The sequence below is a fragment of the Streptomyces sp. NPDC060035 genome (assembly GCF_042736635.1).
Classification (GTDB): domain Bacteria; phylum Actinomycetota; class Actinomycetes; order Streptomycetales; family Streptomycetaceae; genus Streptomyces.
Genome location: NZ_JBHWVO010000020.1, coordinates 89,960 through 113,098 on the forward strand (window position 1 = coordinate 89,960; position 23,139 = coordinate 113,098).

Genomic DNA, 23,139 nt, shown 5'->3' on the forward strand with positions numbered 1-23,139 from the left:
GAAGGCCAGGACGTACCGCCGGCGCAATCAACGGGAGACGCCCCGTGCGCAGCCGCAACGAACGGAGATCCGCCTGTCCCGGCTTCCGAGTGCTTGACACCACGTACGGCGCCCACAACACTAAAAGCCGTTGAACAGACCGACTGTTCGACTGAACGGAACGCTGAACGGCTCCGCTCCCTATGGGGAAGCCTTCGTCTCGCCTGGGGGCTTCCCGGTCTTCCCGTCACCTGCAGCACAACCCTTGCACAGCACCAACACCACGCGGGTTCCCGCGACTTGAACAGCATCGTGAACGGGAGCCGCGGGGCCGGCTCGACACCCGAACAGTCGGAGGACGATCGTCCGCTCGCGGCGATCGCTAGGCAGGAGTACACATGGCAACGCCTACGATTTCTCTCGACCGCACCGATCCGTACAAACCTCCCTCGGAACACGAGCGGCTGCGGGGGGATGCGCCGGTCAGCTGGGCCGAGCTGACGGACGGGCGGCAGCTCTGGGTCCTGACGCGGCACGAAGATGTCAGGACGATGCTCGGGGACCCACGGTTCAGTTCGGACCGTCGGGACCCCCGCCACCCGAATCACATGCCCTACATCGGCCCTGACCACCGCCCGCAGCTGATCGAGATGGACCCGCCCGACCACACGCGGCTGCGGCGCTCGGTGGTCGGCGAATTCACGGTGCAGCGGCTGTCCGCCCTGCGCCCCAGGATCCAGGAGATCACCGACAGAGCCATCGACGAGATGCTCACCGGGCAGCCCGAGGCGGACCTGGTCGAGGCACTCGCCCTCCCGGTTCCGTCCACAGTCATATCGGAGCTGCTCGGCGTGCCGTACTCCGAGCACAGCTTCTTCCAGGAGACCAGCGCCGACTTCGTGCGTTCCGACACCACGCCGGAAGAGAAGGGGGCTGCGGCAGGCCGCCTCAAGTCGTACATCGCCGGCCTCGTACAGGGGAAAGTGAAGTCTCCGGGCGATGATCTCCTCAGCCGTCAGCTCGCCTCCGGCGCCGACCCCGAAGATGTCGGGGCACTGGGCTTCCTGCTGCTCGTCGCCGGTCACGAGACGACCGCAAACATGATCTCGCTGTGCGTCGCCACCCTGCTCGACAAGCGGGAGCGCCTGTCCGAGCTGCGCGACGACCCGAAGCTGACCGTGGGTGCGGTCGAGGAACTGCTGAGGTACTTCACCATCGCGGAAATCGGTGCGGCTCGCCTCGCCACCGAGGACATCGAGATCGGCGGAGTGCTGATCCGCGCCGGCCAAGGCGTGCTCGGCCTGACGAACACGGCAAATCGCGACCCCTCGGTGTTCGACGACCCCGACGAACTGGACTTCACGCGCATGGCGCGGAATCACCTCGCCTTCGGGTTCGGGCCGCATCAGTGCCTGGGGCAGAACCTCGCCCGTATCGAACTCGAGATCGTCCTGGCCACCCTGCTGCGCCGCATTCCGACGCTCCGACTGGCTGTGCCCTTCGGGGACATCCCCTTCAAGGTGAAGGGTCCCAACTACGGTGCCTACGAACTGAAGGTCGCGTGGTGAGCATGCACATTGTCGCCAACCCCGACCGGTGCGTCGGGGCCGGCCAGTGCGTCCTGGTCGACCCCGAGGCGTTCGACCAGGACGACCAGGACGGGATCGTCATCGTGCTGCGGCCGCATCCGCAAGGCACCCTGGAGATCGCCCGAGCCAAGGAAGCAGTGAACGTCTGTCCCGGACGAACACTCTCGCTCCACGACTGAGACCCGGTCCGCGGAGCCCAAGAGCCCGATCAACCATCCGGCTGCGACCGACGAGACGTCTCTTCCTTCGCACAAGTTGGGCAATTCGGTTTCGTCATCGCCCGTCATCAGCGACGGTCCTGGGGGCCGGGGTGGCGTTCAGGTTCGGAGGGTCGGTTGGTGACGTGCACTGCCAACTCGTCGAGCTGGGCGCTCAGGCTACGGCCCTGGTGTTCGGACGCGTATCGGCGACTGCCCCCGTCCGCACGCATCTCCGGCAGTGCACGCCATCGTGGGCTGTATGCCAGGACGACGGGCCCTCTCTGTCGTTCAGCAATAGACCGGTTGGTCGAAATATGAAGAAGTGCCCCACCCGAGGCTCGTGAGCAGCACGTCCCCATATGCACTGGAGAGACGATGACCGAATCTTCTGCCGCGTCGGTCGCGGCCTGTGTACGCGTGCTGATCGGCGCGCACACGCATGCCCAGGACGCAGTCCGCGCCGATGATGTCGCCGCCCGCACACCGGGAGAGGCAAGAACGGTCAACGACGTGGTGTTCCTGCAGCGCGGCAAGACGGGCTGGACAGTGCAGGTCGTCGGCCACTTCCACGACACACTCCACCGCATCCACGGAGCCCGGCGCCTCCAGCGCGGGATCACGCCGTTCCAGGCCTGACGCCCCACACCGCCGCCTCCCTCATCTTGGAGAGACCCACATGACCACTGCCCCCGACCTCGAGCCCTCTGTCTCGGCCGGCGTCCATGCCGCAATCGCCGCCTACGCGCAGGCGCTGGACACCGGCCGCGTGGACGATCTCGTCGAACTGTTCACCCCCGACGGCGTCTCGGAGATAGCCGGCGTGGCCACCTTCGAGGGCCACGACGCGCTCCGCGCCGGATACACCGGCTTCGTCACGCAACAGCCCCAACTGCACTTGGCCGGCAACACGGTCATCACTTCTTGGACTGCCGACGAGGCGAGAGCCATCAGCAACTTGGCCTTCTTTCAGCGCGGAGAGTCGGGCTGGGCGGTGCAGCTCGTCGGCCGCTACGACGACACCCTCCGCCTCTACAAAGGCAGTTGGCGCTTCCAGCGCCGGATCACAACGTTCCTGCCCTGACCCGCTCCGGGCCGGCGCGTATCCGGCCACCCCGAACGCCCCGTTCACCCGCGCGGCGCGAAGCCGAACGGGGCGAGGCCGTCCGCGTTGACCTCGCCGATCAGGTCCGGGAGCTTCCACCGGCCGGCCGGGTTTCTGACGACACCCTTCCTTGGTGACCCAGGGTGTCGCCGCCCACGCGTTCGTGGCCGCCACGGGGCTGCGGCCACGAACGCTCGCCGGTCTGCGGGATCCAGCCGGTGCGCGCCCGACGGTCGTGGGCTACGGAGTGCCGGGGGCCGAAAATCGTCGCCGGGACGTGGTCGACGCGCTCGTCGGTGGACCCGCTCCCGTCAATTGAACTGGAGGGATCCCCGTGAGGATTCTCGTCGCCGAGGGCGAGTCCGTCACCGCGGGACATTGCGTCACCACCACCATGGACGTGGTCGCCCCCATCCCACACATGGGCCGGTGGCGCATCCCCCGCGTCCGGCGGTCGATCCCGCCGAGCTCGAGTTCACGAGCGACTCGCTCGCCTACAGCACCCGCGAGCTGCCGGTGACCCGGTAGCGACCGACGAACCCTCCGTACGAACAGGAGTCAGACATGAGCGAGTTCAGCTTCGAAGGGCGGGTCGCCGTTGTCACCGGCGCGGGCCGCGGGATAGGCAGGGCCCATGCGCGCCTGCTTGCGCAGCGCGGGGCGAAGGTCGTCGTCAACGACCTCGGCGGTTCGAAGGACGGTGAGGGCGCCGACGACGGACCGGCGCAGACGGTGGCCAAGGAAATAGCGGCGGACGGCGGCATCGCCGTGGCGGACACCCACGACGTGTCCACGCCGGAGGGCGGCCAGGCGATCATCGACACCTCACTGGACCACTTCGGCCGTGTGGACATCCTCATCAACAATGCGGGCATCGTAAGGCAGGGCGGCCTGCCCGACGTCACACTGAATAACCTGGAGCACCACCTCGACGTCCACCTCGTCGGCTCGTTCACCACACTTCAGGCAGCCTGGCCGTACTTCGTCGAGCAGGGATACGGACGGGTCGTCCTGACGACGTCGAGCGGAGTGTTCGGACTCGACAACAACCTCTCGTACGCGGCCGCCAAGGGCGGTGTCATCGGCCTGGCCCGCAGCACGGCGCTCGCCGGCGAGCCGCACGGGATCAAGGTCAACCTAATCGCCCCTGCGGCGCAGACGCGGATGGGCGGCGGCGAGATCAGCGACGACGCCGAGCCCGTCCCCGGACAGCCTTTCCTGCCCCCGGCGGCGGTGGCACCCATGGTCGCCTTCCTCGCCCACGAAAGCTGTCCCGTCAACGGGGAGATGTACGCTGCCGGCGCCGGCCGCTTCAATCGGGTCTTCCTTGCCTCGACCCAGGGATACGCGCATCCGCCGAGCCATGACACACCGACCGTGGAGGACGTTGCCGCGAACTGGGCTCGGATCAACGACGAGGCGGACTACTACGTGCCCTCCGACCTAACGGCCTGGTCGGCGGAGTACCTCAAGCACCAGTTCATGTGAGACGGAGAAGCCTTCGACCCCTCGCCATGAGGGGTCGAAGGCGCGCCTGCCCAAATCCGGACGGTGGTCAGGACTTCGCTGCGCCCGCCTGCTCCCGACGGCGTCCGTCTCCCCGCGCTCCAGCGCCGCACTTTGCTCGGCCGCCTGGCGGTACGGGATTGGTCATGGCGATGGGGCCGCCACCAGAGCGTGCGCGTGCCCAGGGAGCAGCAACAAGGGTTCCACGGGGGCTCGTCGCACGAGGATTTATCCGGGACGAGACTTCGATCACCCTCATGGGACGCGTATCTTTGCGGCTGATGCACCGGGCGGAAGTGCACCGGGCAGACGGAGGGAGAGCCGGTGCAGCGGCCTGGGGCGGGTGGGCTCGTCGAGGGGCGGGCGCGCACCGGACGGCCGCGGGCGACGTCGCGGGCGGAGCTGGAGCGGATCGGCTTCGAGTTGTTCGAGCGTCGAGGCTTCGACGCAGTGACGGTGGACGACATAGCCACGGCGGCCGGGATCGGCAGGCGGACGTTCTTCCGCTACTACGCCTCGAAAAACGACCTGGTGTGGGGGGACTTCGAGGGCCACCTCGTCTGGTTGCGGAAGTTGCTCGCCGCGGTCCCCGTCGACGTCCCGGCGATGACCGGTCTGCGGACTGCCATCGTCGAGTTCAATCGCTTCGACCCGGCGACGGTGCCGTGGCATCGCCGCCGGATGGAGTTGATCCTTCATATGCCCGCGCTCCAGGCGGATTCCACGCTCCGCTACGCCGCCTGGCGCGGAATCGTCACCGACTTCGCGGCCGCCCGGACCGGTCTGTTGCCGACCGATCCCGGGCCGACCCTGACCGGTCACGTCGCCCTGGCCACGAGTGTGGCGGCCTACGAGCTGTGGCTTCGCGACGACAGCTCGAACCTGGTGGAGCTGTTGGACGACGCCTTCGGCCGCTTGGCCTCGGGGCTCTGAATCCTCGGTATCAGCGCGGCAGCCGACCTCCCTCGCAGTGCCGACCACCAGATCCCGGTGCCATAGGCGAGGTCGTCCAGCCGCCGTGCCGCCGCGTAGCGCAACGGGTCAAGACCCGCGGCGCCGCGGTACTCCAGGACAACGTCGGCGACCGCGGCGACCGCCGCGGCGCGACGGGCTCGGCGGGAAACCAGGCACAGAGCCGCGGTGGCGGGCCACCAGTGTCGGGTAATCAGGGCGCCGGTCTGGCTGAGCGCGGCGAGGGCTCCGTTGCCGGTGAGCTGGGCACCGATGAGCAGCGGTCGGTCCGTTCCCGAGAGCCGGCGGCTGATCCGCACCGCGGTCACCCCGCACAGGCCGGCGGCGACAGGCAAGGACCAGCGCCGCTGGGCAAGGAGCGCCAGTACGGCCGCTGTGCTCCACGGCGCGAGGACGGCGGGAGCGATGGAGCGTGGGTGGCGTTCGGCGAGAGGCTGGGCGCCGGTGCCGTACTCGGCCTTCCGACGGAACCAGTCCGCGAACCTGGTGCGGTGATCGTGTGCTGCCGCTGCAGAAGGTTCGTACCGCAGCCGCCAGCCGCGCGCGATGGCCCGCCAGCCCAGATCCACGTCCTCGCCCACGCGCATCCGCTCGTCGAACCCTTCGCCAAGTGCGACGACGCGGGCGACGACGCAGGCCGTGGAGGCCCAGGAGACGTACGACCCGGGGCGCACCAGGGCGGGACGGTCGCCCAGGTCGAGTGAGGAGCGGGCCTGTTCGTACCGTCCGATCCAATTGTCCGAGCCGGTGGTGCGCAGGCCGGTGATGCGGGGGGCGGCCAGGCCCACGCGGGGATCGGCGAAGTGCCGGAGCAGCGTCGCCACGGTGTCGGGGGCAAGGACGATGTCAGAGTCCACGAAGACGACGAAGGGTGTGCGGACCAGACGCAGCCCGGCGTTGCGGGCGCCGGCGGGCCCCAGATTCTGGTCCAGCGAGACCAGCCGCGCGCCGTGTCTGCGGGTGACGGCGGCCACGGCTTCGCGCTCGAGCGAGGCATCGTCCACCACGATCACGGTGTTGGTGGGGGCGATGCTGTCCAGCAACCGGTCCAGCTGCCGCGGCCGGTCGCGAACCGGGATCACGTAGGTGACCTCCGGTCGTACTGGCAGCGGGAGGTCGGCGGCGACGGGGTGGGCCAGGCCGAGTTCCAGCAGCCGGTCAGCGAGGGCGGCTCCGGCGGCGTTGCCGACTCGCAGGCTGCGGTCGCCGTCCAGCAGTGCCCGGGCACGTGGGGTCAGCCGCAGCAGGCGGGTGACCGGGGCTCCGCCGAGCAGAGCCCGGCCCCCTTCGAGGACCCGGGTGTTGCGGTCGAGGACGATGCGGAAGCCAGTCGGCAGCGGTGCCAGTCCCGCGGGAGGGGGCGATGTCCCCGGGCGCGGTGTCGGCGCGTGATCGGAGAGCTGATGCAGTGTCATCGGGACACCGCCTGCGTGAGGTCGAGGAGCCCACCGTTCCGGTCGGCGGTGAAGACTGAGATACGGCGGGCCACCGTCCCGGCCTGCGCGTGCAGGAGCTGGCGACCCTCCTCGGCGGAGGCGCCCGCACGGTCGCCGCGTACCCCGGGCGCTAGGGCGAGCTGCCGAGTGCCGAAGCGGTACAGCAGTGCGTCGAAGGGGTCGGCGCGGACAGACACCCAGAGGTGAAGCGCCCACGCGCGCTCCAGGTCAAAAGCCCGGTCCGAGGCCGGGCCCCGGTCGAGGCCAGGGCCCAGCGCCGCGGTTGGCTCGGGGCGGGATACGGGCATAAGTGTCCTCCGGGTCAGTAGACGCTGCGCATGTCGTCGATCGAGACCTCCTCGACGAGGTCGTCCGCCTCCACGAGCTCCTCGGTCTCGACCGTGAGGAAAGCGGCGTCGGCGCAGCGGTCTTCGGGGCTGGTCACTGTCTGGGGCACAGGTATCTCCTACAGTCCGGGCAGGTAGGAGCCCAGGGCTCGCCCGCCTCGCGCAACGCCAACGGAATGCAGGGAACTTGGATGCGCGGCCAGAGTATTGGCATGGAGTGCCATAAATCTAGATGCCGCGGGCCGGCGAATTTCGCGATCTTGGGGTCGTGCTCTTGTGTGCACGTCCGCGGGCGGACTTAGATGCCGAAGACATGGATCAAAAGCCAAGCACTCCCGAGGAAGCCGACCGGTTCGGGCGCCGCCCTCCCGACGTTGTCGTGGTGGGGGCGGGGGCGGCCGGGGTCACACTCGCCGCACGGCTCAGCGAGGACGGCGACCGGCAGGTGCTGCTCCTTGAGGCGGGCCCGGTCCCCAGGGACGCCAACGGCTTCGGCCCCGCACTCCTCGATGCCCGACTCGTGCCCGGGGCCCAGCCCGGGCACCCTGCCGTCACCGCCTGGCCGGCCCGCCTCACGCCCCGGCGCCCTTGGGCGTTGCCGCGCGGCCGGGTGGCTGGTGGCTCGACCACGGTCAACGGCGGCTACTTCATCCGGGCGCGGCGCGAAGACTTCGACCGTTGGTCTGCCGCAGGAAACCCTGCGTGGGCGTGGGACCGGGTGCTGCCCTTCATGAAGGCCCTGGAGAACGACCTGGACCTCGGCGCAAGCGCGGTGCACGGCGACGACGGCCCGGTACTGGTCCGCCGCGGCCGCCTGCGACATCCGGCCGAGGCTGCGTTCCGGGACGCCGCCGCAGCCCTCGGCCATCCCGCCGACCCCGACAAGAACGACCAGGGTCGTCCGGGATTCGGCCCCGTCCCATCCAACGCAGTGGACGGGATACGCAGGAACGCCGCATTGAGCTACCTCACCGCCGAAGTGCTCGACCGGCCCAACCTCCACGTCTTGGGCGACTGCAATGTACTGCGGATCCTGACGGAACGCGGACGCGCTACAGGAGTCCTGGTCGAGCATGAGGGTCGGCAGCTGCGCCTGGACGCCGCGTTGGTCGTCGCGAGTGCCGGCGCCCTGGCCTCGGCCCAGCTGTTGCTGCTCTCCGGCATAGGCCCGCGCGCGGGCCTGGAGCGCCTCAGTATCCCGGTGGTCCGTGACGCTCCCGGAGTCGGGACCCGGTTCAGCGACCATCCCCAGCTCGCCTTGGAATGGGGGGCCCAGGGCGACTGGGGCGAGCCGGATGACACCTGGCTGGGCGGCTGCCTCCACCTCACGCTGGACGACGACCTCGGGGACGTGGAGATTCTGCAGTCACTGGTGCCCCTGGCCGGGCTCATCGGCGGGGAGACAGGTGTACCCGGAGCCCCCATGGCGTTCCTGGTCTCTTCGCTGGCCCCCCGGCCGGTCGGCCGCCTGTGCCTGCAGTCCGCCGACCCGGGGACTCCCCCGACCGTCGACCTCAACTACCTGGCGACCGCGCAGGACCGTCGACGGCTGCGGGCAGCGGTGCGGGCCACAGCCTCCCTGGTCGACACCCCGGCCTTCACCGGACGTGGCGCAGGCCTGCTCGCGCCGCTGTCGCGGGTCCTGAACGACGACCGTGCCCTGGATGCCTGGATCGGTGACCACCTCGGAACCGCACAGCACACGTGCGGGACGGCCCCGATGGGCCCCGAGGACCATCCGGATGCGGTAGTCGACGAGTTCGGCCGGGTGCACGGCGTGCCCGGGTTGAGAGTGGCAGACACTTCGATCCTGCCGGACGCCCCGCAGCGCGGACCGGCGGCCACAGCCGTGCTCGTGGGTGAGGTCGTCGCGGATGCCATCCGTCGCGGCAGCCGCTGACGGCGGCCGGGCGGCGGCCCCCAAACCCGCCCGCCCTCGCCGCCGTCACGTCGTCGGCATATTCTCGGCCGGTATCGGCATTCATGGCGGGCGACACCGTGGGTTGTTACGCCGCAGCCGGCGGGAGCCGAGAGTTCTGCCCCTGAGTCGGGGGCGCTCGCGACATCGGTGCCGGTCGCGCCTCGTTCGGCGGACTGATGTCGAGGCCGCAGCGGCCTCTGATCGTCGGGCCGATGCGGCCCGACAATCAGATTCGGCCTGCTCCTTGCTGGAGCACGCCGTAGGTGCCCGGTGCCGTCGCGCGGAGAGAGGGCTGTGCCGCGTTCGACGCCGATCGCGGCCAGGTCCTGCCGCAGAGTCGCTCGATCCCCGAATTGAACCGCCGGAGCAGTCCGGCGAAGCCGGCGATCTCGGCGTCGGACCAGTCGGCCATGATGGCGTCCAGGGATCGGATGTTCCGAGTGCGGTCCTGCTCCAGCTTCTCCTCACCCAGCGGGGTGATGCGGAACTTGCGGGCCATGCCGCCACACGGGTCGACGATGCGCTCCACCAGGCCGGCACACATCGCGGCCTTCGTCTGCCGGTTGAGAGTGGAGGCGTCAAGGTCGAAGGCTTCGCTCAACTCGCCGATCGACATGGGGCCTTGCAGTCCAATGCGGCTCAGCAGGAGGTACGCACTCCTCTCCAGGGCCCGGCTCGCGATCCGGTCGCCGGGCGACTGCTGCAGCACGTAGCGGCTCAGCACCATCTGCTCGAATTCGACTGAATCGGTAGGTCTGACCATGACCCGCTGCCTCTCCGTTCGGTGCGCCACCCTGTCCCAGGGTGCCCGGGACGCCGTCGCGTCGATGTGTAGTGCGCAATGAAAGCGCATCTTGCACGGTGTGCGGATGTTACATATCCGTCTCGCGCAAGGCCAGCAGTCGCGTCGAGGTGGCCTTACCTGCGGCCATGTCGCCACGGGCCCGTCGGCACGGCGGCCGGCGTACGGACCCGGCGAGGCCTTGCTTTACGAGCTTGCGGCCAAGCTCTGCGAGGGCTGACAGCCCACTCCACTCTCTACTTGCCCGAGGCCTCCAAGGAGATCTTCGCGTCCGCGCTGGAGTGGCCGGGCACGACGGGCGCCCGAGCTGCCCCCGCTGCGCACTTCCGGACTGCAAGCTCCTGACAGTGAGGACGAGGAGGGACTGACTGTCGGGCGACAACAGATGCGTGAGCACATCGCCCCCTGTACATGGGGAGGCGGCATCACACTCGGGATCAAGTCCCGGAGGTACGCCCCGGTTCTGGATCTGCTGCGGACACCACGGACGCGTCCGGGTGACCGTCCGCGTGCGGGGCACGCCGGGGGTGAGGTCGTCCGGCCTGTCGGGCCTTGCCGCAGGGCCCTCGTGTTCTTCGACCTGCAGATGCTCTGGGGAGAGTGGGGAGCGCCCCGGTGTGCATGCCGTTGACACCGGAGTCCGCGGCAATCAATATGAGCGTTGCGTTGTAGCGATTGCGCGTTCTCTTTAAGGCACGCTTCGCGCCAGTGTCACAGCTCTCGCCAGCAGCTCTTCGAACGCTGCTCTCCACCCGTCTGCGACAGAGAAGGCACGGACGATGATCGAAGCAGCCATAGACCGCCACATTGTCATCATCGGCGCTTCGCTCGCCGGGACACGGACCGCACAGAACCTGCGGGTCCTCGGTCACACCGGCCGCGTCACGCTCGTCGGTGCAGACGCCGCACTCCCTTACGACCGTCCGCCGCTCTCGAAGAAGCTACTGCAGGGAGAGTGGTCGGAGGCGGCCGTGGAGGAGATCCGGCTGGCCACCCAGGGGGAGCTCGACGAGCGTGACGTCGAACTTCGCCTCGGCGCGGCAGCGGTGGGCCTGGACCCTGCGGCCCGTCTTGTTCAGCTGGCCGACGGCACGGCCGTACCGTACGACGTGCTCGTCATAGCCACCGGAGCTGCGGCCCGGCCCTCCCCCTGGCGCCCGGCGTCGGGCGTGTACCAGCTCAGGACGCTGAACGACTCACGCGCGATCGCCGCACGGCTCGCGCTCGGTGAGCCCGTCGTCGTCGTCGGAGGCGGATTCATAGGCACCGAGATCGCGGCCGCGGCGGTCGGACACGGCTGCCCCGTCACGATCGTCGACCCACTCCCGGAGCCAATGACGCGACTGGTCGGCCCCGAGATCGCGGGCAGCCTCGTCGAACTCCACCGCCGCCACGGCGTCCGAACCCGGTTCGGGACCGGTGTCGTCGCCGTCGAGGGCAGGGCCGGCGATCTCACGGTCGAACTCGACAGCGGAGAGCGCCTGGCGGCGTCCACCGCCGTGGTGGGCATCGGCTCGGTGCCGTCGACCGACTGGCTCGCCGGGTCCGGTCTCAAGCTCGACAACGGCGTCGTGACCGACCGCTTCCTGCGGGCGGGCGGAGCCGACAACGTGTACGCGATCGGCGACGTCGCCCGCTGGCCGCACCCGGGACGAGGTGTCGACGTCCGGGCCGAGCACTGGACCAACGCGAGCGACCAGGCGATGTACGTCGCCACCGCCCTCACGCAGGGTGCCGAGGCGGGCTACGAGCCGACGGACTACGTCTGGTCCGACCAGTACGACTGGAAGGTGAACGCCTTCGGCCGGCGCGATCCCGCGGGCAGCTCGACCGTCATCGGCGACCTGCAGACGGGCAGCAGGGCGGCCGTGATCCACACCGATGCGCAGGGCGTCGCCTGCGGCGCGGTCACGGTGAACTGGGTACGAGCCCTGAATCAGGCACGCCGACTGCTCGCGACGGCCGCGTCGGGCGACAGCGTCGTCGAAGCGATCCTGCAGCTGCCCTGAACCGCCGTTCTGCTGAACTCCAGAACAAGGAAGAAGCACCGACTTGAGTGGCCACCAGGCCGAGCCTGACGACCCCTGGGCAGATCCGACGGAGGCGTCGTACGTCCCGCCGGTGGTGGCGAGCGCCTGCGGTCGCGGCCGAAATTCTGATGCAGCCGGGCTTCCTCGGGGTCGGCCGCGGTCTCGGTGGCGGTCATGCCGGTGACACGCCGGCGGACCGAGCGGCGGCCAATCTTCGCCTGGTAGACCAGCTGGCGGGGTGCGGCCGCGCCGGGGGCGGGGATGCGAGGACGGCGGCTGGTTCGGGGAGCTCACACGAGTCTCGAAATCGTCACGGAATAGGACGGCAGTCACGGATGAGCCGAGGCTTGGTAGTTTGCATCGGCAGAGCAGGATGAGCTGGTAAAGGGGACCGTTCGAAGCAGCTCGGTTGTCACCAACGAGGCGCACCACTTGTCGCGACTGCTCTTTTTTCCTTCCTGTCACCAGAACCGAAGATCGAGGACTTCTATCCTTCGGGTGCTCGGGCGCGAGTCCTCCCTTCGGTCATTGGTTGACGCGGTGTCAGTGACGGGCGAGAGACTGCCGTTTCTCACGCACCAAGGGAGAAGGCCGTGGCCGTGGTGACACAAACGATGTTGCGGTAGCTGACATGAGACGGCTAGGCAATGCCGAGCCCCTTGAGCCCTACCCCGGCGGCGCACGTAAACCATGGATGTGCCGGTTTCTGAACGAGGGCTGCGGAAAGACCATCTATCCCAACCGGAACAACGTGATGAACGGGCAGGGTGCCTGCAAGCACTGTGCGCCCAACGCGCCCGTCGACCCTGCAGCGGCCCGCGGCCGCGATGCGCGACCACGGCTTCGCCACCCTCGTACCGTTCCCCGGCACAGGGAAGCCCTGGCTGTCGAAGTGCACGGTCGCGGGCCACCTAGTAGCTCCTCGCTACGTCAACCACGCTCCGCGGCGGGCGATGCCGATTCTGCATCCACCGCGGGCCTGGCGATCCAAAGCAGGCTGTGGCCGACATGAAGTCGGCAGGATTCACACCGCTGGAGCCGTACCAGAACGTCAGTACTGCATGGACATCGCTGTGCAACAGCTGCGGAACCATCGTCTCGCCCAAACTGAACAACGTACGAACCCGCGGGCGGCGCTGCCAGCGCTGCGCGAAGTACGGGCTCAACCCGACCGCGCCAACGTGTCTGTATATCATGGCACACGTGGTCTTCGGCTCGGTGAAGATCGGCATCACCGGGCGCAAGACACGCGAGGACCGCATCGAACGTCTTCAGGGCTCGGGGTGGATTCTGGTGTGCACTTGGCTGTTCGACACAGGTGCGGCCGCCTACAGCATCGAGCAGATCGTGCTTAAGCAGTTGCGTGTTCAGGAGCACAGCCCACACCTGACAGCCGAGCGGATGCCCGCTGGCGGATGGACCGAGACCTTCGATGCCGTCGTCGTAACCGCCGACACGCTCTGCCGCATGGTTAGTGATGCCCTGACCGAACCACCAGTGTAGGGGCCGTACGTATGCTGTCGCCGGGCCGACATGCCAGCCGCGTGCCGCAGGACGTCGGCCGGGTGGCGGCGCATGGACTCTGGTTCACAGGCGAGGCGGTTCATGATCTCGGGGCGCGTCCGGGTCGCCTGCTGTACGTGGTCACCCTCATGTGATCAGGCCACCCCGGCGGACCTGTGGACAGAGGACGCCAACGACGAGGCTCCGCTGCGGATGGCGCCCCTGTTGTGGTGGCGGTGCTCTGGTGGGCGGCGGCGCCAAGCCCGTTCCCATGGACCTGATTACCGAGGAAAGTCGCTACAGTCGCGCCCATGTCGTCACACCCTAAGAAGCACCACTTCGTGCCGCAGTTCCTACTGCACCGATTCTCGGGGCCCGGCGGTCAGCTCATCGTTCACCAGTACATGCACGGCAGGCAGTTCACTTCCTCAGTGATCAATGTGGGTCACCGCAAGTACGGGCACTCCCTGTATTGGCCGGGCAGAGAGCCTGATCACTCGTCGATGGAAAGTGCCATGGCGGCTATCGAAGGGGAAGCGGCGACCGCAGTCAAAAGGCTTGCAGTTGGTCGGCACCGCGCGGTGCCAGACGAAGTGCGCCGCCCACTGGCATGGCTGATAGCCCTCCAGTACCAGCGCAGCCGGTTCTTGATGCACATCCTTGCCAGCAAGGTCAGAGCGAAAGATGTGGGCCTGTCCGACGAGGAGATACAGACCGGCCTCATGACGCACCTCAACGCCGCCGTACTCCATCCTTGGCGGCTGCGCGGTGATCATGACGCAGAGTTCAAGGATCGATGGAACGCCCTGGTTGCCCTGCTTTTGATGGGCACGCACTGGTCCTGCTACCGCCCTCAGCAGGGCGGCCTGCTTGTCGGAGACAACCTGGTCTGCCTGTCTGGCAGCACCGGCTCGACGTCGCAGGACATCCCTCGGGCCTTCCTCGACCACGGCATCGGAGTGGGGCTGGAAAACTTTCGGCGAGTCACTGTGCCGCTTGGTGACGATCTGGCCTTGATCGTGTCCCGAGTTGCTCAGGATGCGTCCCGACTCGATGTCGCCTCCCTGAACCGCTTCACAGTGTTCAACAGCCGCGAGTTCATTGCTCACTCCCCAACCTGGGCAGAGGAACATCCGGCCCTTGCCTCAGACTTGCAGTCATCCCTGCAGAGACAGCGTCTTGTCGCTCCGGCATTCCTAGAGAACTACTCAGGGTAGTCGTGGCTCCGATGGGTAACTGACTACGCGCCCAGTCACACGGGCTCATAGGCTGAGTCGGAGTCGGGAGCTAGGCAACAGGTCGGTCTGGGTTGCGTGTCAGGCGGGCAACGGCATCCCGCGAGGGGGCGGGCGATCAGCCTGCGGGATGGAGAAGTTAATCGAGCTGTCTGGCTCGCTGATGTCCGGGGCGGTCATCGCTGTTCCTGCGTCGTGATTGACGAGCCGTTCCCGCAACCGCCAGGACCAGCAGGCGGAGATCGGTGCCCTGCGGGTCCACGCCAGCGCGATCGTGGCGGAGGTTATGGAAGTACAGGGCGCGGCGGCTGCCAACCGGGTGTTGTGGGAGGGGCCGGCCGAACGCGCCCGAACATTCCTGTTGACGGTGCTCGCGTTCGCCGGCGGTGCCGCACGGGCCCGGATCTCCGGCGGCACGGACCATCAGAGCGCGCTCGTAGGGTTCGGCCAAGTGGCAGAGCTGCTGAGCCGGGAGCTCTGGTTCACCAAGCAGACCGCAGTCGCCGCCGTCAGGGAGCCGCTCGCCCGGGTAGCCGCTGCTGGCCCGCTCGTGTGGTCGTCGGATCCGGCCGTCGTTTTCGCCACCGAGCAGCTGCTCCAGGCGACGGCAGAGATGGAGAACACCGCTCGCCTGGAGGAGGCGCTGGCGGCGTTCGGGCGGGCCGTTAACACGGCCACCACGCCTGGGCTCTACTGGTGGGCGCGGCCGCGCGCCCGGCCGCGCGAGGGCCACTGACACGAGCTGCGGCGCCTGACTGCTCGACCCAGGCAGCCTCAGTGTTCGCTGTCGGAACTCGGTCGCTGCCGTCCCATCCCGATCGCAGGCGTGGCTCCGGAGAACCAGGGCAGGCCGGCACTGCGGAGGCACCACAGGCCTTAGCTGGCCAGTCAGAACCGAACGGCTCGAGTCCCGCACCCCGCGCCCACTAATAGAGGGGGCGCTATCCACGACACCCTCCCCTGACACCCCGTCAGTGAACTCAGCAAAAGGTCAGCACGACCCCCGCCAAAGCCCGCCTCGAACCGCCAAGAGGCGCCAAGGTCAACAAGGCGACGAACCATCCGTGACCTGGGAAAACGCAGGTAGCAGCCTCAGTGCTAACATCACTTCCCAGCACTCGTGAAGATGGTCCACAACGGCATCGAGTACGCGGACATGCAGCTCATCGCGGAGGCGTACGACCTGCTGCGGGCCGTCGCGGGCTACTCCCCCGCCCGGATCGCCGAGACCTTCCGCAGCTGGAACACCGGGCGCCTCGACTCCTATCTGATCGAGATCACGGCCGAGGTGCTCGCTCACACGGATGAGGCAACGGGCAGGCCCTTCGTGGACATCGTGCAGGACCGGGCGGAGCAGAAAGGCACAGGCCGTTGGACCGTGCAGATCGCGCTCGACCTGGGTGTGCCGGTGTCCGGGATCGCGGAGGCCGTCTTCGCCCGCTCCCTGTCGGGGCACGCGGATCTGCGCGAGGCTGCCCGCGGGCTGCGGGGGCCTTCTGCCGCCCCACTGGACAAGGCGGAGGCAGCGGCCTTCGCCGACCGGGTCGAGCAGGCACTGTACGCATCGAAGATCGTCTCCTACACGCAGGGGTTCCACCAGATCAGGGCGGGCAGCGAGGCCTACGGCTGGGACATCGATCTCGGGGCGGTGGCGGCGATCTGGCGGGCCGGGTGCATCATCCGCGCCGCGTTTCTGGACCGGATCCGGTCGGCGTACGACACCCGCGCCGACCTGCTGAGTCTGCTCTCCGACCAGCAGTTCGCGGACGAGATCGGCGCGGCACAGGACGACTGGCGTGCGGTGATCACCGAGGCCGTCCGCCAGGGTGTGCCGACCCCCGGTTTCGCCGCGGCGCTCTCGTACTACGACGGGCTGCGCGCCGACCGGCTGCCCGCGGCGCTCACGCAGGGCCAGCGGGACTTCTTCGGGGCGCACACCTACCGGCGCACGGACCGCGAGGGCTCCTTCCACACACTCTGGGGCGGCGACAGGTCGGAGGCCGCCACCGGCTGACCGAACGGTTGCCTTCGCCCGGCCGGACCGCCCGGGGTGCGGCCGGGACGGGGCTGTGGATTAGTGGCAGGGAGCCCCTGTCACCACCCACGGAGTGCGCGCATGCCCGACGCCGTCCCGGACCCCGTCGCCGTCCAACCCGTCGTGGCCCCGCTGACCAGCGCCGCGCTGGTCCTGGTCGCCACGATCGAGCCGGGTGGCGAATCGGCCGTACGTGAGGTGCTGCCCGACCTCGCCGCGTTCGCCCGCTCGATCGGCTTCCGGATGCCGAGCGCCGGGCTGGCGTGCGTGACGGGCTTCGGCTCGGACGCCTGGGACCGGCTGTTCTCGGGCCCCCGGCCGGCTTGTCTCCACCCGTTCCAGGAGTTGCGGGGTCCGGTGCATCATGCTCCGGCCACGCCGGGCGATCTGCTGTTCCATGTCCGGGCGGAACAGATGGACGTCTGCTACGAGTGGGCGTCCCAGCTGCTCAGCAGGCTGGGCGGCGCGGTGAAGGTCGTCGACGAGGTCCACGGCTTCCGCTATTTCGACCACCGGGATCTGCTCGGCTTCGTCGACGGCACGGAGAACCCGGTGGGCGACGACGCCCTGGCGGCGGCCCTGGTCGGCGAGGGCGATCACGCTTTTGCGGGCGGCAGTTACGTCATCGTGCAGAAGTATCTTCACGACCTGACCGGCTGGAACAGACTCGGCACCGAGCAGCAGGAACGGATCATCGGCCGCACCAAGCTCAGCGATGTCGAGCTCGCCGACGACGTCAAGCCCGCCGATTCCCACGTCGCGCTGAACACCATCACCGGCCCGGACGGCACCGAACACGACATCCTGCGCGCCAACATGCCGTTCGGGAGCTTCGAGCGGGGCGAATTCGGCACGTACTTCATCGGATACGCCGCCGATCCCGGTGTGACCGAGCAGATGCTCCGCAATATGTTCCTCGGCAGCCCACCCGGCACCCACGACCGCATTCTCGACTTCTCCACGGCGGTCACGGGAACGCTCTTCCACGCCCCCCGCGCCGATTTCCTCGACGCCCCACCGCCGTTGCCCGCCCCCGCCGGTTCCGAGGCCCTGCCGGAGCGGGCGTCCGCGCCGGTGCCGCAGTCCCCGTCCGCCGCCGCGGTCCGTGACGGCTCGCTGCGCATCGGCAGCCTGCAAGAAAGCCCACAGTGATGAACAACCTCCACCGCGAACTCGCCCCCGTCACCGGCGCCGCCTGGGCCCAGATCGAAGAAGAGGCCCGGCGCACCTTCAGCCGCCATGTGGCCGGCCGTCGTGTCGTGGACGTCCATGATCCGGAGGGTCCCGCCCTTGCGGCCATCGGCGACGGGCACCTGCGTGACATCGACCCGCCCACACCGGACGTGATCGCCCGCGCCCGCACGTCGACGCCTGTCATCGAGTGGCGGGTGCCGTTCACGGTGACCCGGGCGGCCGTCGACGACGTGGAACGCGGCTCCGCGGACAGCGACTGGCAGCCCGTCAAGGACGCGGCCCGCACCTGCGCGTTCGCCGAGGACATGGCCGTCATCGACGGGTACGCGGCGGCCGGCATCACGGGCCTGCGGGACGGTTCCTCGCACACCCCTCTGGCACTGCCCGCCGACGCGCGGGACTATCCGGCAGCCGTGAGCCAGGCACTGACCCGGCTGCGGCTGGCCGGCGTCGACGGGCCGTACCGGCTGCTGCTCGGTGCCGACGCGTTCACCGAAGCCACCGAGACCTCCGACCACGGCTATCCGGTGGCCACCCACCTGGCCCGGGTGCTCGACGAACCGATCCTGTGGGCACCCGCCGTCACCGGCGGGGTACTGCTGTCCACCCGCGGCGGCGACTTCGAACTGTGCCTGGGCCAGGATCTGTCCATCGGCTACCTGGACCACGACGCCACGGACATCCGGCTCTACTTCCACCAGGCCTTCACCTTCCGGATGCTGACGCCGGAGGCCGTGATTCCGCTCATCGCCTGATCCGTGGTGCCCGTGACCGGAGGTCAGGAGAATCACATGGCCCCGGACCTGCGCAGGACCGACACTGGCCGTATGACGCCGACCACTCCCGTGAGCGACACGGGCTCCCCGTCCTCCACCAGGTTCACCGAGACGATCCGCAAGGCGGTCGTGGACGGGCTGCTCAGCGAGGAACAGCCAGTCGCCGGTTTCCTCGACGCGGACGGTGTGCGCGACTCCGTCACCGCGCTGCACGACGCGTTCGCGGCCGTCCCCGGGGTGCAGGTACTGCACACCTTCGCGGCCAAGGCCGCATCACTCGTCCCCGTACTGCGGCTGCTCGCCGACTGCGGCATGGGGTGCGAGGTGGCGAGCCCGGGCGAGCTGCGGCTCGCCGTCGAGGCGGGATTCACCCCGGCGAGGATCGTCCTCGACTCGCCCGCCAAGACCCGCGACGAGCTCCGGCTGGCCCTGCGCCTCGGCGTGGCTGTGAACGCCGACAGCTTCTCCGAGCTCCGCCGCATCGAGGAACTGCGTTCACCCGGATCGGCGTCCGTGATCGGGCTGCGGATCAATCCGCAGGTGGGAGGCGGCTCCATCGGAGCGATGAGCACGGCTACCGCCACATCGAAGTTCGGTGTCGCCCTGGGTGATCCGGGCGTCCGCAAGCAGGTCGTACAGGCGTTTGCCGAGCGCCCCTGGCTGACTCGGCTGCACGCCCATGTCGGCTCGCAGGGCTGTCCGCTCGAGCTCATCGCGGAGGGGATCGCCGAGACGTACCGGCTGGCCGAGGAGATCAACGAGTCGCTGGGCACCCAGCAGATCACCGGTATCGACATCGGCGGCGGGCTGCCCGTCAACTTCGACGACGACACGGTCCGCCCCTCCTTCGCCGATTACGTCGCGGCACTCCGCGCGGAGGTTCCTGGCCTGTTCGACGGCCGCTACGCCCTGGTCACCGAGTTCGGCCGGTCCCTGCTCGCCAAGAACGGCTTCATCGGGGCGCGCGTCGAGTACACGAAGGACGCGGGCGGACGCCGTATAGCGCTCACCCACGCGGGTGCGCAGATCGCCACCCGCACGGTCTTCATGCCCGAGGCCTGGCCGCTGCGGGTCGGCGCGTTCGACGCCGAGGGCCGCCCCCGGAACGGTCCGCCGATGGTCCAGGACGTCGCGGGGCCCTGCTGCTTCGCCGGAGACGTCGTGGCCCACGCCCGGGAGCTGCCCGAACTGCAGGAGGGCGACTTCGTTGTCCTGTACGACACCGGCGCGTACTACTTCTCGACTCACTGGGCCTACAACAGCCTGCCCCGGCCGGCGGTGTACGGCTTCGTCCTCGACCCTGCCGGAGGCGGTGTGCGCTTCGCTCCGGTCCGGGACGCGCAGTCGCTGGACTCGGTGGCGGCGGAGAGCGGGCTGGGCCACGCCGCTGCGCTGACGGCGCTGAGTACGGGAGCCCGCGAGAAATAGTAGCCATGTACATAATATCCATGTACATTATTCCTCATGAGCAGCACTCCCCCGAGCAGCACGCGCTCCAGCAGTACACCCGAAGGACCGACACCGGGGTTCCTCGTCTGGCGTCTCTCCATGAAGTGGCGTGTCGCCGTGGACAGGGCGCTGGCCCCGCTGGGCCTCACGCACGCGCAGTACTCGCTGATGGGATCGCTCCACGGCATGCAGCGCTCCGGCGTACGGCCCAGCCAGCGCCGCCTCGCGGACCACACAGGGCTCGAACCCCTGTACGTCTCCAAGCTGGCCCGCTCCCTGGAGGCGGCCGGCCTGGTGGAGCGCACCCCCGACCCGGACGACACCCGGGCGGTCCAGCTGGCCCTCACCGACGAGGGAAGCGCGGTCGCTCTGCGCGCGGTCGAGGTCGTCCAGGAGCTCATGAACAGGCTCCTGGCGCCGCTGGGCGGATCGGGCGGATCGGAAACCGAGGCGTTCACCCGGACGCTGACGGCGCTGCTGGACGAGCCATCCACCTCCAAGGAGCAGCCATGACCGGCACCACCACAGTCAACGGCCAGATCATCGGTCAGGCCCACTACGCCACACGAGCCGTGCTCGAAAGCCTGCTGAGCCGGTCCGGGACCACGTTCAACCAGGCGGTGGCGCTCAACGCGACCGCCGCCGACGGCGGAGCGACGGAGCGGGACCGGCTCACCGGCCGCATGACCGGCACGCTCAAGGTCGACGCGGAAACCGCTGCGGCGGCGATCGACGCACTCATCACGTCCGGACTGCTGACGGACACCGGCTCCCGCCTGGCGCTCACGACAAGCGGCCACGCCCTCCAGCGCGACATCCGGACCGGGACCGCCGAGATCACCGCCGGTCTCTACGCGGACCTGCCCGCCGAGGACCTGGCCGCGGCAGGACGCGTCCTGACCACAGTCACGGAGCGGGCGAACGCGGTCCTGGCCGCCGGGTAACGCCGCAGCCCGCGGCTCACCCCGCCGGCTGCGGCGAGGGCTCCGGCTCGGGTACGGGCTCCGGATTCGGGCTCGGCGGCTGCGGAATGGGATCCGGCGCCGGGCCGGGCGGTACGGGACCCGGCCGCACGGGCGGCGGGGACGGCACCGGCGTCGGCGGCCCCGGCATGGGCGGGGGTGTCGGCGCGGGCGGTACGGGGTCGGGATACGGGTGGGTCATCTCGGGCCTCCAAACAACAGCGAAAGGAACGAGTGGATCTCATCTCCACCGTCTCCCCGTGCGGCTGCCCGCGCCTGCCGAGTCCATACGTACGGACCGTGCGGCCCGTCCCCGGTCAGAGCAGCTCGGGATGCGACTCGAGCTGCCTCCGTGCCCCCTGCACCAGCTCTTCGGGGGCCTCGGGCGCCTGCTCGGGATGGCGCTGGGCCCACTTGGCCACGTACGGACAGAGCGGAACGACGGGAACACCCTCGCGCGCCGCCATGGTGTAGAACTCGAGGGCCAGTGCACCCGCAATGCCCTTGCCCTCGTGCTCCGGCTCCACGACGGTGTGCACAGCGACGAGGGCACCGGGCTCGGGATACATCACGAAGTACGCGATGCCCCCTGCGGCGCTGCCGCCCACGTACGCCACCAGCTTGCCGTGTTCCCGGTCGTCCCGGATCTCGACTGCGGTGTCTCCTGCTGCCATGGCGGGTGCTCCCTCGAACCTGGTACGACGCGGGTGGGGTCGGCGGTGTCAGCCGTGCGCGGGCACGGAGTGAGGACTGCGCTCGGTGCGGGTGCCCGGCACCGGTGCCGAGGCGTCGGTGCCCAGAGCGACGACGCGGTTGTCCGCGTCGACGTGCACGATGCTCGGTGTGAGCGCACGGGCCTCGGCGTCGTCGACCTGGGCATAGCTGATGAGAATGACCAGATCGCCGGGGTGCACGAGGTGGGCGGCCGCACCGTTGATCCCGATGACGCCGGAACCGCGTTCACCCTCGATGACGTACGTCTCGAGCCTGGCACCGTTGTCGATATCCACAATATGAACAAGTTCGCCGGGAAGCAGATCGGCGGCGTCCATCAGATCGGCATCAACCGTCACGGATCCGACGTAGTGCAGGTCGGCCTGGGTCACGGTAGCCCTGTGGATCTTCGACTTGAACATGGTACGCAGCATCGAGATACTCCCGGCTCTAGGCTCCCTGCCTGCGTTTTTGCAGGTCAAGTGCTGTTTGCTCAGCTTACAACGAGTCGGGTCCCCGGGCGGCTCTCCCCACATCTTTTTAGGACACATGCCGACTCCTCCGACGCATCATCAGGCAGGTCGGGACCGTTCACGGACGGCTGGCGTCCGTCTGCCGTACGCAGGAGACGACCACCACAAGAGGCCAGAACGACTGTGCGAACGTCAGGACGCGCTCGGCGACTCCGGCGGTATCGTGCGCGAACAGTGCCATCAAGAACCAGACACCCCCCACCCACATGAGCGCGGTCGCCGTGAACGACGGCCCGGACCGCAGGCCCCACGGCGCGCTCCCGCCGAGTGGCACGGCCATCGGACGCCGCTCGGTGGCACGGCGTCGGCCAGTGGTGTCGCTGCGCGCCGCGGATACCTGCCGCCCGGCTGTACCGCGTCGCGCTGCAGCACGCAGTTGGCCTGCGGCGCCGCGCTGCACGGCCAGGATCGGCCACACCGCGAGAAGCGCGAAGCCGACCGCCACCACCGCACCATGATCCAGTGAGCCCCCACGGCTCGGCGCCGGGAACAGCGCCAGCAGCATCGCCGACACTCCGCCGCCACCCAGCGCCACACGGCCGGGGAGTGCTGCGGAACGCAGCCCGCAGGCAGTGATCACGTGGCAGCCACCCAAGGCGATCAGGGCTGAGGTCATCACCCAGAACCCGTCGGCGCCCTTGGACGCAAGGATGCTGATCGTTCTCGAAGCGTGATCGTACCCGGGCCCCTGGAGCACCGCCGAGATCGCCCAGCCACCGACCAGCAGAACCGGAGCGCACACCGAAGAGAGCAGAACCCACCAAGGGACAGGCCGCATCAGAAGACCGTAGAACACCGAAACCGTCGCTACTCCGTGCACACGCTGGTGGGCACAGACCATTCAGCGGTCGGTC

General features: G+C 69.0%; 23 protein-coding genes and 2 pseudogenes. 18 read left to right on the plus strand and 7 right to left on the minus strand.

Features of this window, described 5'->3' with window-relative positions:
- Positions 1 to 377: 377 nt before the first annotated feature.
- The 7 genes from ACFWBQ_RS27760 to mftR all read left to right on the plus strand — a co-directional run bounded on the left by ACFWBQ_RS27760 (position 378) and on the right by mftR (position 5,309).
- Positions 378 to 1,547 (plus strand): cytochrome P450, encoded by a 1,170-nt coding sequence (locus ACFWBQ_RS27760; RefSeq protein WP_385500996.1) that lies wholly within the window; start codon positions 378 to 380, stop codon positions 1,545 to 1,547.
- Between the two features lie 2 nt (positions 1,548 to 1,549).
- Positions 1,550 to 1,747 carry a ferredoxin gene (locus tag ACFWBQ_RS27765; RefSeq protein WP_385501105.1) on the plus strand — a complete coding sequence of 66 codons (198 nt, stop codon included), beginning with the start codon at positions 1,550 to 1,552 and terminating at the stop codon, positions 1,745 to 1,747.
- Between the two features lie 396 nt (positions 1,748 to 2,143).
- The gene (locus ACFWBQ_RS27770; RefSeq protein ID WP_385500997.1) at positions 2,144 to 2,404 is read left to right on the plus strand and encodes a hypothetical protein; all 261 of its coding nucleotides are present in this window, start codon (positions 2,144 to 2,146) and stop codon (positions 2,402 to 2,404) included.
- A 40-nt stretch (positions 2,405 to 2,444) separates the two neighbouring features.
- Complete coding sequence (locus ACFWBQ_RS27775; protein WP_385500999.1) at positions 2,445 to 2,849, plus strand: nuclear transport factor 2 family protein; 405 nt, start codon at positions 2,445 to 2,447, stop codon at positions 2,847 to 2,849.
- Between the two features lie 154 nt (positions 2,850 to 3,003).
- Positions 3,004 to 3,189: a hypothetical protein gene (locus ACFWBQ_RS27780; RefSeq protein ID WP_385501000.1), complete on the plus strand. Its 186-nt coding sequence runs from the start codon at positions 3,004 to 3,006 to the stop codon at positions 3,187 to 3,189.
- Positions 3,190 to 3,434: 245 nt separating this feature from the next.
- Positions 3,435 to 4,358 carry an SDR family NAD(P)-dependent oxidoreductase gene (locus tag ACFWBQ_RS27785; protein ID WP_385501001.1) on the plus strand — a complete coding sequence of 308 codons (924 nt, stop codon included), beginning with the start codon at positions 3,435 to 3,437 and terminating at the stop codon, positions 4,356 to 4,358.
- 342 nt (positions 4,359 to 4,700) lie between these two features.
- Positions 4,701 to 5,309 carry a mycofactocin system transcriptional regulator gene (gene mftR / locus ACFWBQ_RS27790; RefSeq protein ID WP_385501003.1) on the plus strand — a complete coding sequence of 203 codons (609 nt, stop codon included), beginning with the start codon at positions 4,701 to 4,703 and terminating at the stop codon, positions 5,307 to 5,309.
- Here mftR and mftF read toward each other — a convergent pair.
- The 3 genes from mftF to ACFWBQ_RS27805 are packed head-to-tail and all read right to left on the minus strand — an operon-like array spanning position 5,225 to position 7,241.
- Positions 5,225 to 6,763, minus strand: a complete 1,539-nt coding sequence (mftF, locus tag ACFWBQ_RS27795) for a mycofactocin biosynthesis glycosyltransferase MftF (RefSeq protein ID WP_385501005.1) — start codon at positions 6,761 to 6,763, stop codon at positions 5,225 to 5,227. The two genes, mftR and mftF, sit on opposite strands and share 85 nt — an antisense overlap.
- Positions 6,760 to 7,092, minus strand: a complete 333-nt coding sequence (locus ACFWBQ_RS27800) for a hypothetical protein (RefSeq protein WP_385501006.1) — start codon at positions 7,090 to 7,092, stop codon at positions 6,760 to 6,762. Before ACFWBQ_RS27800 ends, mftF begins: the two co-directional genes overlap by 4 nt.
- A gap of 14 nt (positions 7,093 to 7,106) precedes the next feature.
- Complete coding sequence (locus ACFWBQ_RS27805; protein ID WP_385501008.1) at positions 7,107 to 7,241, minus strand: mycofactocin precursor; 135 nt, start codon at positions 7,239 to 7,241, stop codon at positions 7,107 to 7,109.
- Between the two features lie 203 nt (positions 7,242 to 7,444).
- Between ACFWBQ_RS27805 and mftG the strand changes: the two genes are divergently transcribed.
- Positions 7,445 to 9,031: a mycofactocin system GMC family oxidoreductase MftG gene (mftG, locus tag ACFWBQ_RS27810; RefSeq protein ID WP_385501009.1), complete on the plus strand. Its 1,587-nt coding sequence runs from the start codon at positions 7,445 to 7,447 to the stop codon at positions 9,029 to 9,031.
- 334 nt (positions 9,032 to 9,365) lie between these two features.
- Here mftG and ACFWBQ_RS27815 read toward each other — a convergent pair.
- A pseudogene (locus tag ACFWBQ_RS27815) lies at positions 9,366 to 9,815 on the minus strand (MarR family winged helix-turn-helix transcriptional regulator); the annotation flags it as partial.
- An 818-nt stretch (positions 9,816 to 10,633) separates the two neighbouring features.
- Here ACFWBQ_RS27815 and ACFWBQ_RS27820 point away from each other — a divergent pair.
- From ACFWBQ_RS27820 to ACFWBQ_RS27865, 10 genes and pseudogenes are all read left to right on the plus strand, one after another.
- Complete coding sequence (locus ACFWBQ_RS27820; RefSeq protein WP_385501010.1) at positions 10,634 to 11,863, plus strand: NAD(P)/FAD-dependent oxidoreductase; 1,230 nt, start codon at positions 10,634 to 10,636, stop codon at positions 11,861 to 11,863.
- A gap of 1,020 nt (positions 11,864 to 12,883) precedes the next feature.
- Positions 12,884 to 13,387: a hypothetical protein gene (locus ACFWBQ_RS27825; protein WP_385501012.1), complete on the plus strand. Its 504-nt coding sequence runs from the start codon at positions 12,884 to 12,886 to the stop codon at positions 13,385 to 13,387.
- A 311-nt stretch (positions 13,388 to 13,698) separates the two neighbouring features.
- Positions 13,699 to 14,604, plus strand: a complete 906-nt coding sequence (locus ACFWBQ_RS27830; RefSeq protein ID WP_385501014.1) for a DUF4238 domain-containing protein — start codon at positions 13,699 to 13,701, stop codon at positions 14,602 to 14,604.
- A 217-nt stretch (positions 14,605 to 14,821) separates the two neighbouring features.
- A complete protein-coding gene (locus tag ACFWBQ_RS27835; RefSeq protein ID WP_385501015.1) occupies positions 14,822 to 15,358 on the plus strand; it encodes a hypothetical protein in 537 nt (178 codons plus the stop codon).
- A gap of 384 nt (positions 15,359 to 15,742) precedes the next feature.
- Positions 15,743 to 16,636 (plus strand): annotated as a pseudogene (gndA, locus tag ACFWBQ_RS27840) (NADP-dependent phosphogluconate dehydrogenase); the annotation flags it as partial.
- A gap of 102 nt (positions 16,637 to 16,738) precedes the next feature.
- Complete coding sequence (locus ACFWBQ_RS27845; RefSeq protein WP_385501017.1) at positions 16,739 to 17,809, plus strand: Dyp-type peroxidase; 1,071 nt, start codon at positions 16,739 to 16,741, stop codon at positions 17,807 to 17,809.
- Positions 17,809 to 18,606, plus strand: coding sequence for a family 1 encapsulin nanocompartment shell protein (locus tag ACFWBQ_RS27850; RefSeq protein WP_385501020.1), 798 nt, complete (start codon positions 17,809 to 17,811; stop codon positions 18,604 to 18,606). The genes ACFWBQ_RS27845 and ACFWBQ_RS27850 overlap by 1 nt, the downstream gene beginning before the upstream one ends.
- Before the next feature lie 72 nt (positions 18,607 to 18,678).
- Complete coding sequence (locus ACFWBQ_RS27855) at positions 18,679 to 20,055, plus strand: diaminopimelate decarboxylase (protein WP_385501030.1); 1,377 nt, start codon at positions 18,679 to 18,681, stop codon at positions 20,053 to 20,055.
- A gap of 36 nt (positions 20,056 to 20,091) precedes the next feature.
- A complete protein-coding gene (locus ACFWBQ_RS27860) occupies positions 20,092 to 20,589 on the plus strand; it encodes a MarR family winged helix-turn-helix transcriptional regulator (protein WP_385501034.1) in 498 nt (165 codons plus the stop codon).
- Positions 20,586 to 21,020, plus strand: a complete 435-nt coding sequence (locus tag ACFWBQ_RS27865) for a hypothetical protein (RefSeq protein ID WP_385501039.1) — start codon at positions 20,586 to 20,588, stop codon at positions 21,018 to 21,020. The genes ACFWBQ_RS27860 and ACFWBQ_RS27865 overlap by 4 nt, the downstream gene beginning before the upstream one ends.
- Positions 21,021 to 21,355: 335 nt before the next feature.
- Here the strand turns inward: ACFWBQ_RS27865 and ACFWBQ_RS27870 are convergent, their stop codons facing one another.
- The 3 genes from ACFWBQ_RS27870 to ACFWBQ_RS27880 form a co-directional block, all read right to left on the minus strand.
- On the minus strand, positions 21,356 to 21,712 hold the full coding sequence (locus tag ACFWBQ_RS27870) for a GNAT family N-acetyltransferase (RefSeq protein ID WP_385501044.1): 357 nt from the start codon (positions 21,710 to 21,712) through the stop codon (positions 21,356 to 21,358).
- Between the two features lie 48 nt (positions 21,713 to 21,760).
- Positions 21,761 to 22,186 (minus strand): aspartate 1-decarboxylase, encoded by a 426-nt coding sequence (gene panD, locus ACFWBQ_RS27875; protein ID WP_385501049.1) that lies wholly within the window; start codon positions 22,184 to 22,186, stop codon positions 21,761 to 21,763.
- Positions 22,187 to 22,343: 157 nt separating this feature from the next.
- Complete coding sequence (locus ACFWBQ_RS27880; RefSeq protein ID WP_385501056.1) at positions 22,344 to 23,063, minus strand: DUF998 domain-containing protein; 720 nt, start codon at positions 23,061 to 23,063, stop codon at positions 22,344 to 22,346.
- Positions 23,064 to 23,139 lie beyond the last annotated feature (76 nt).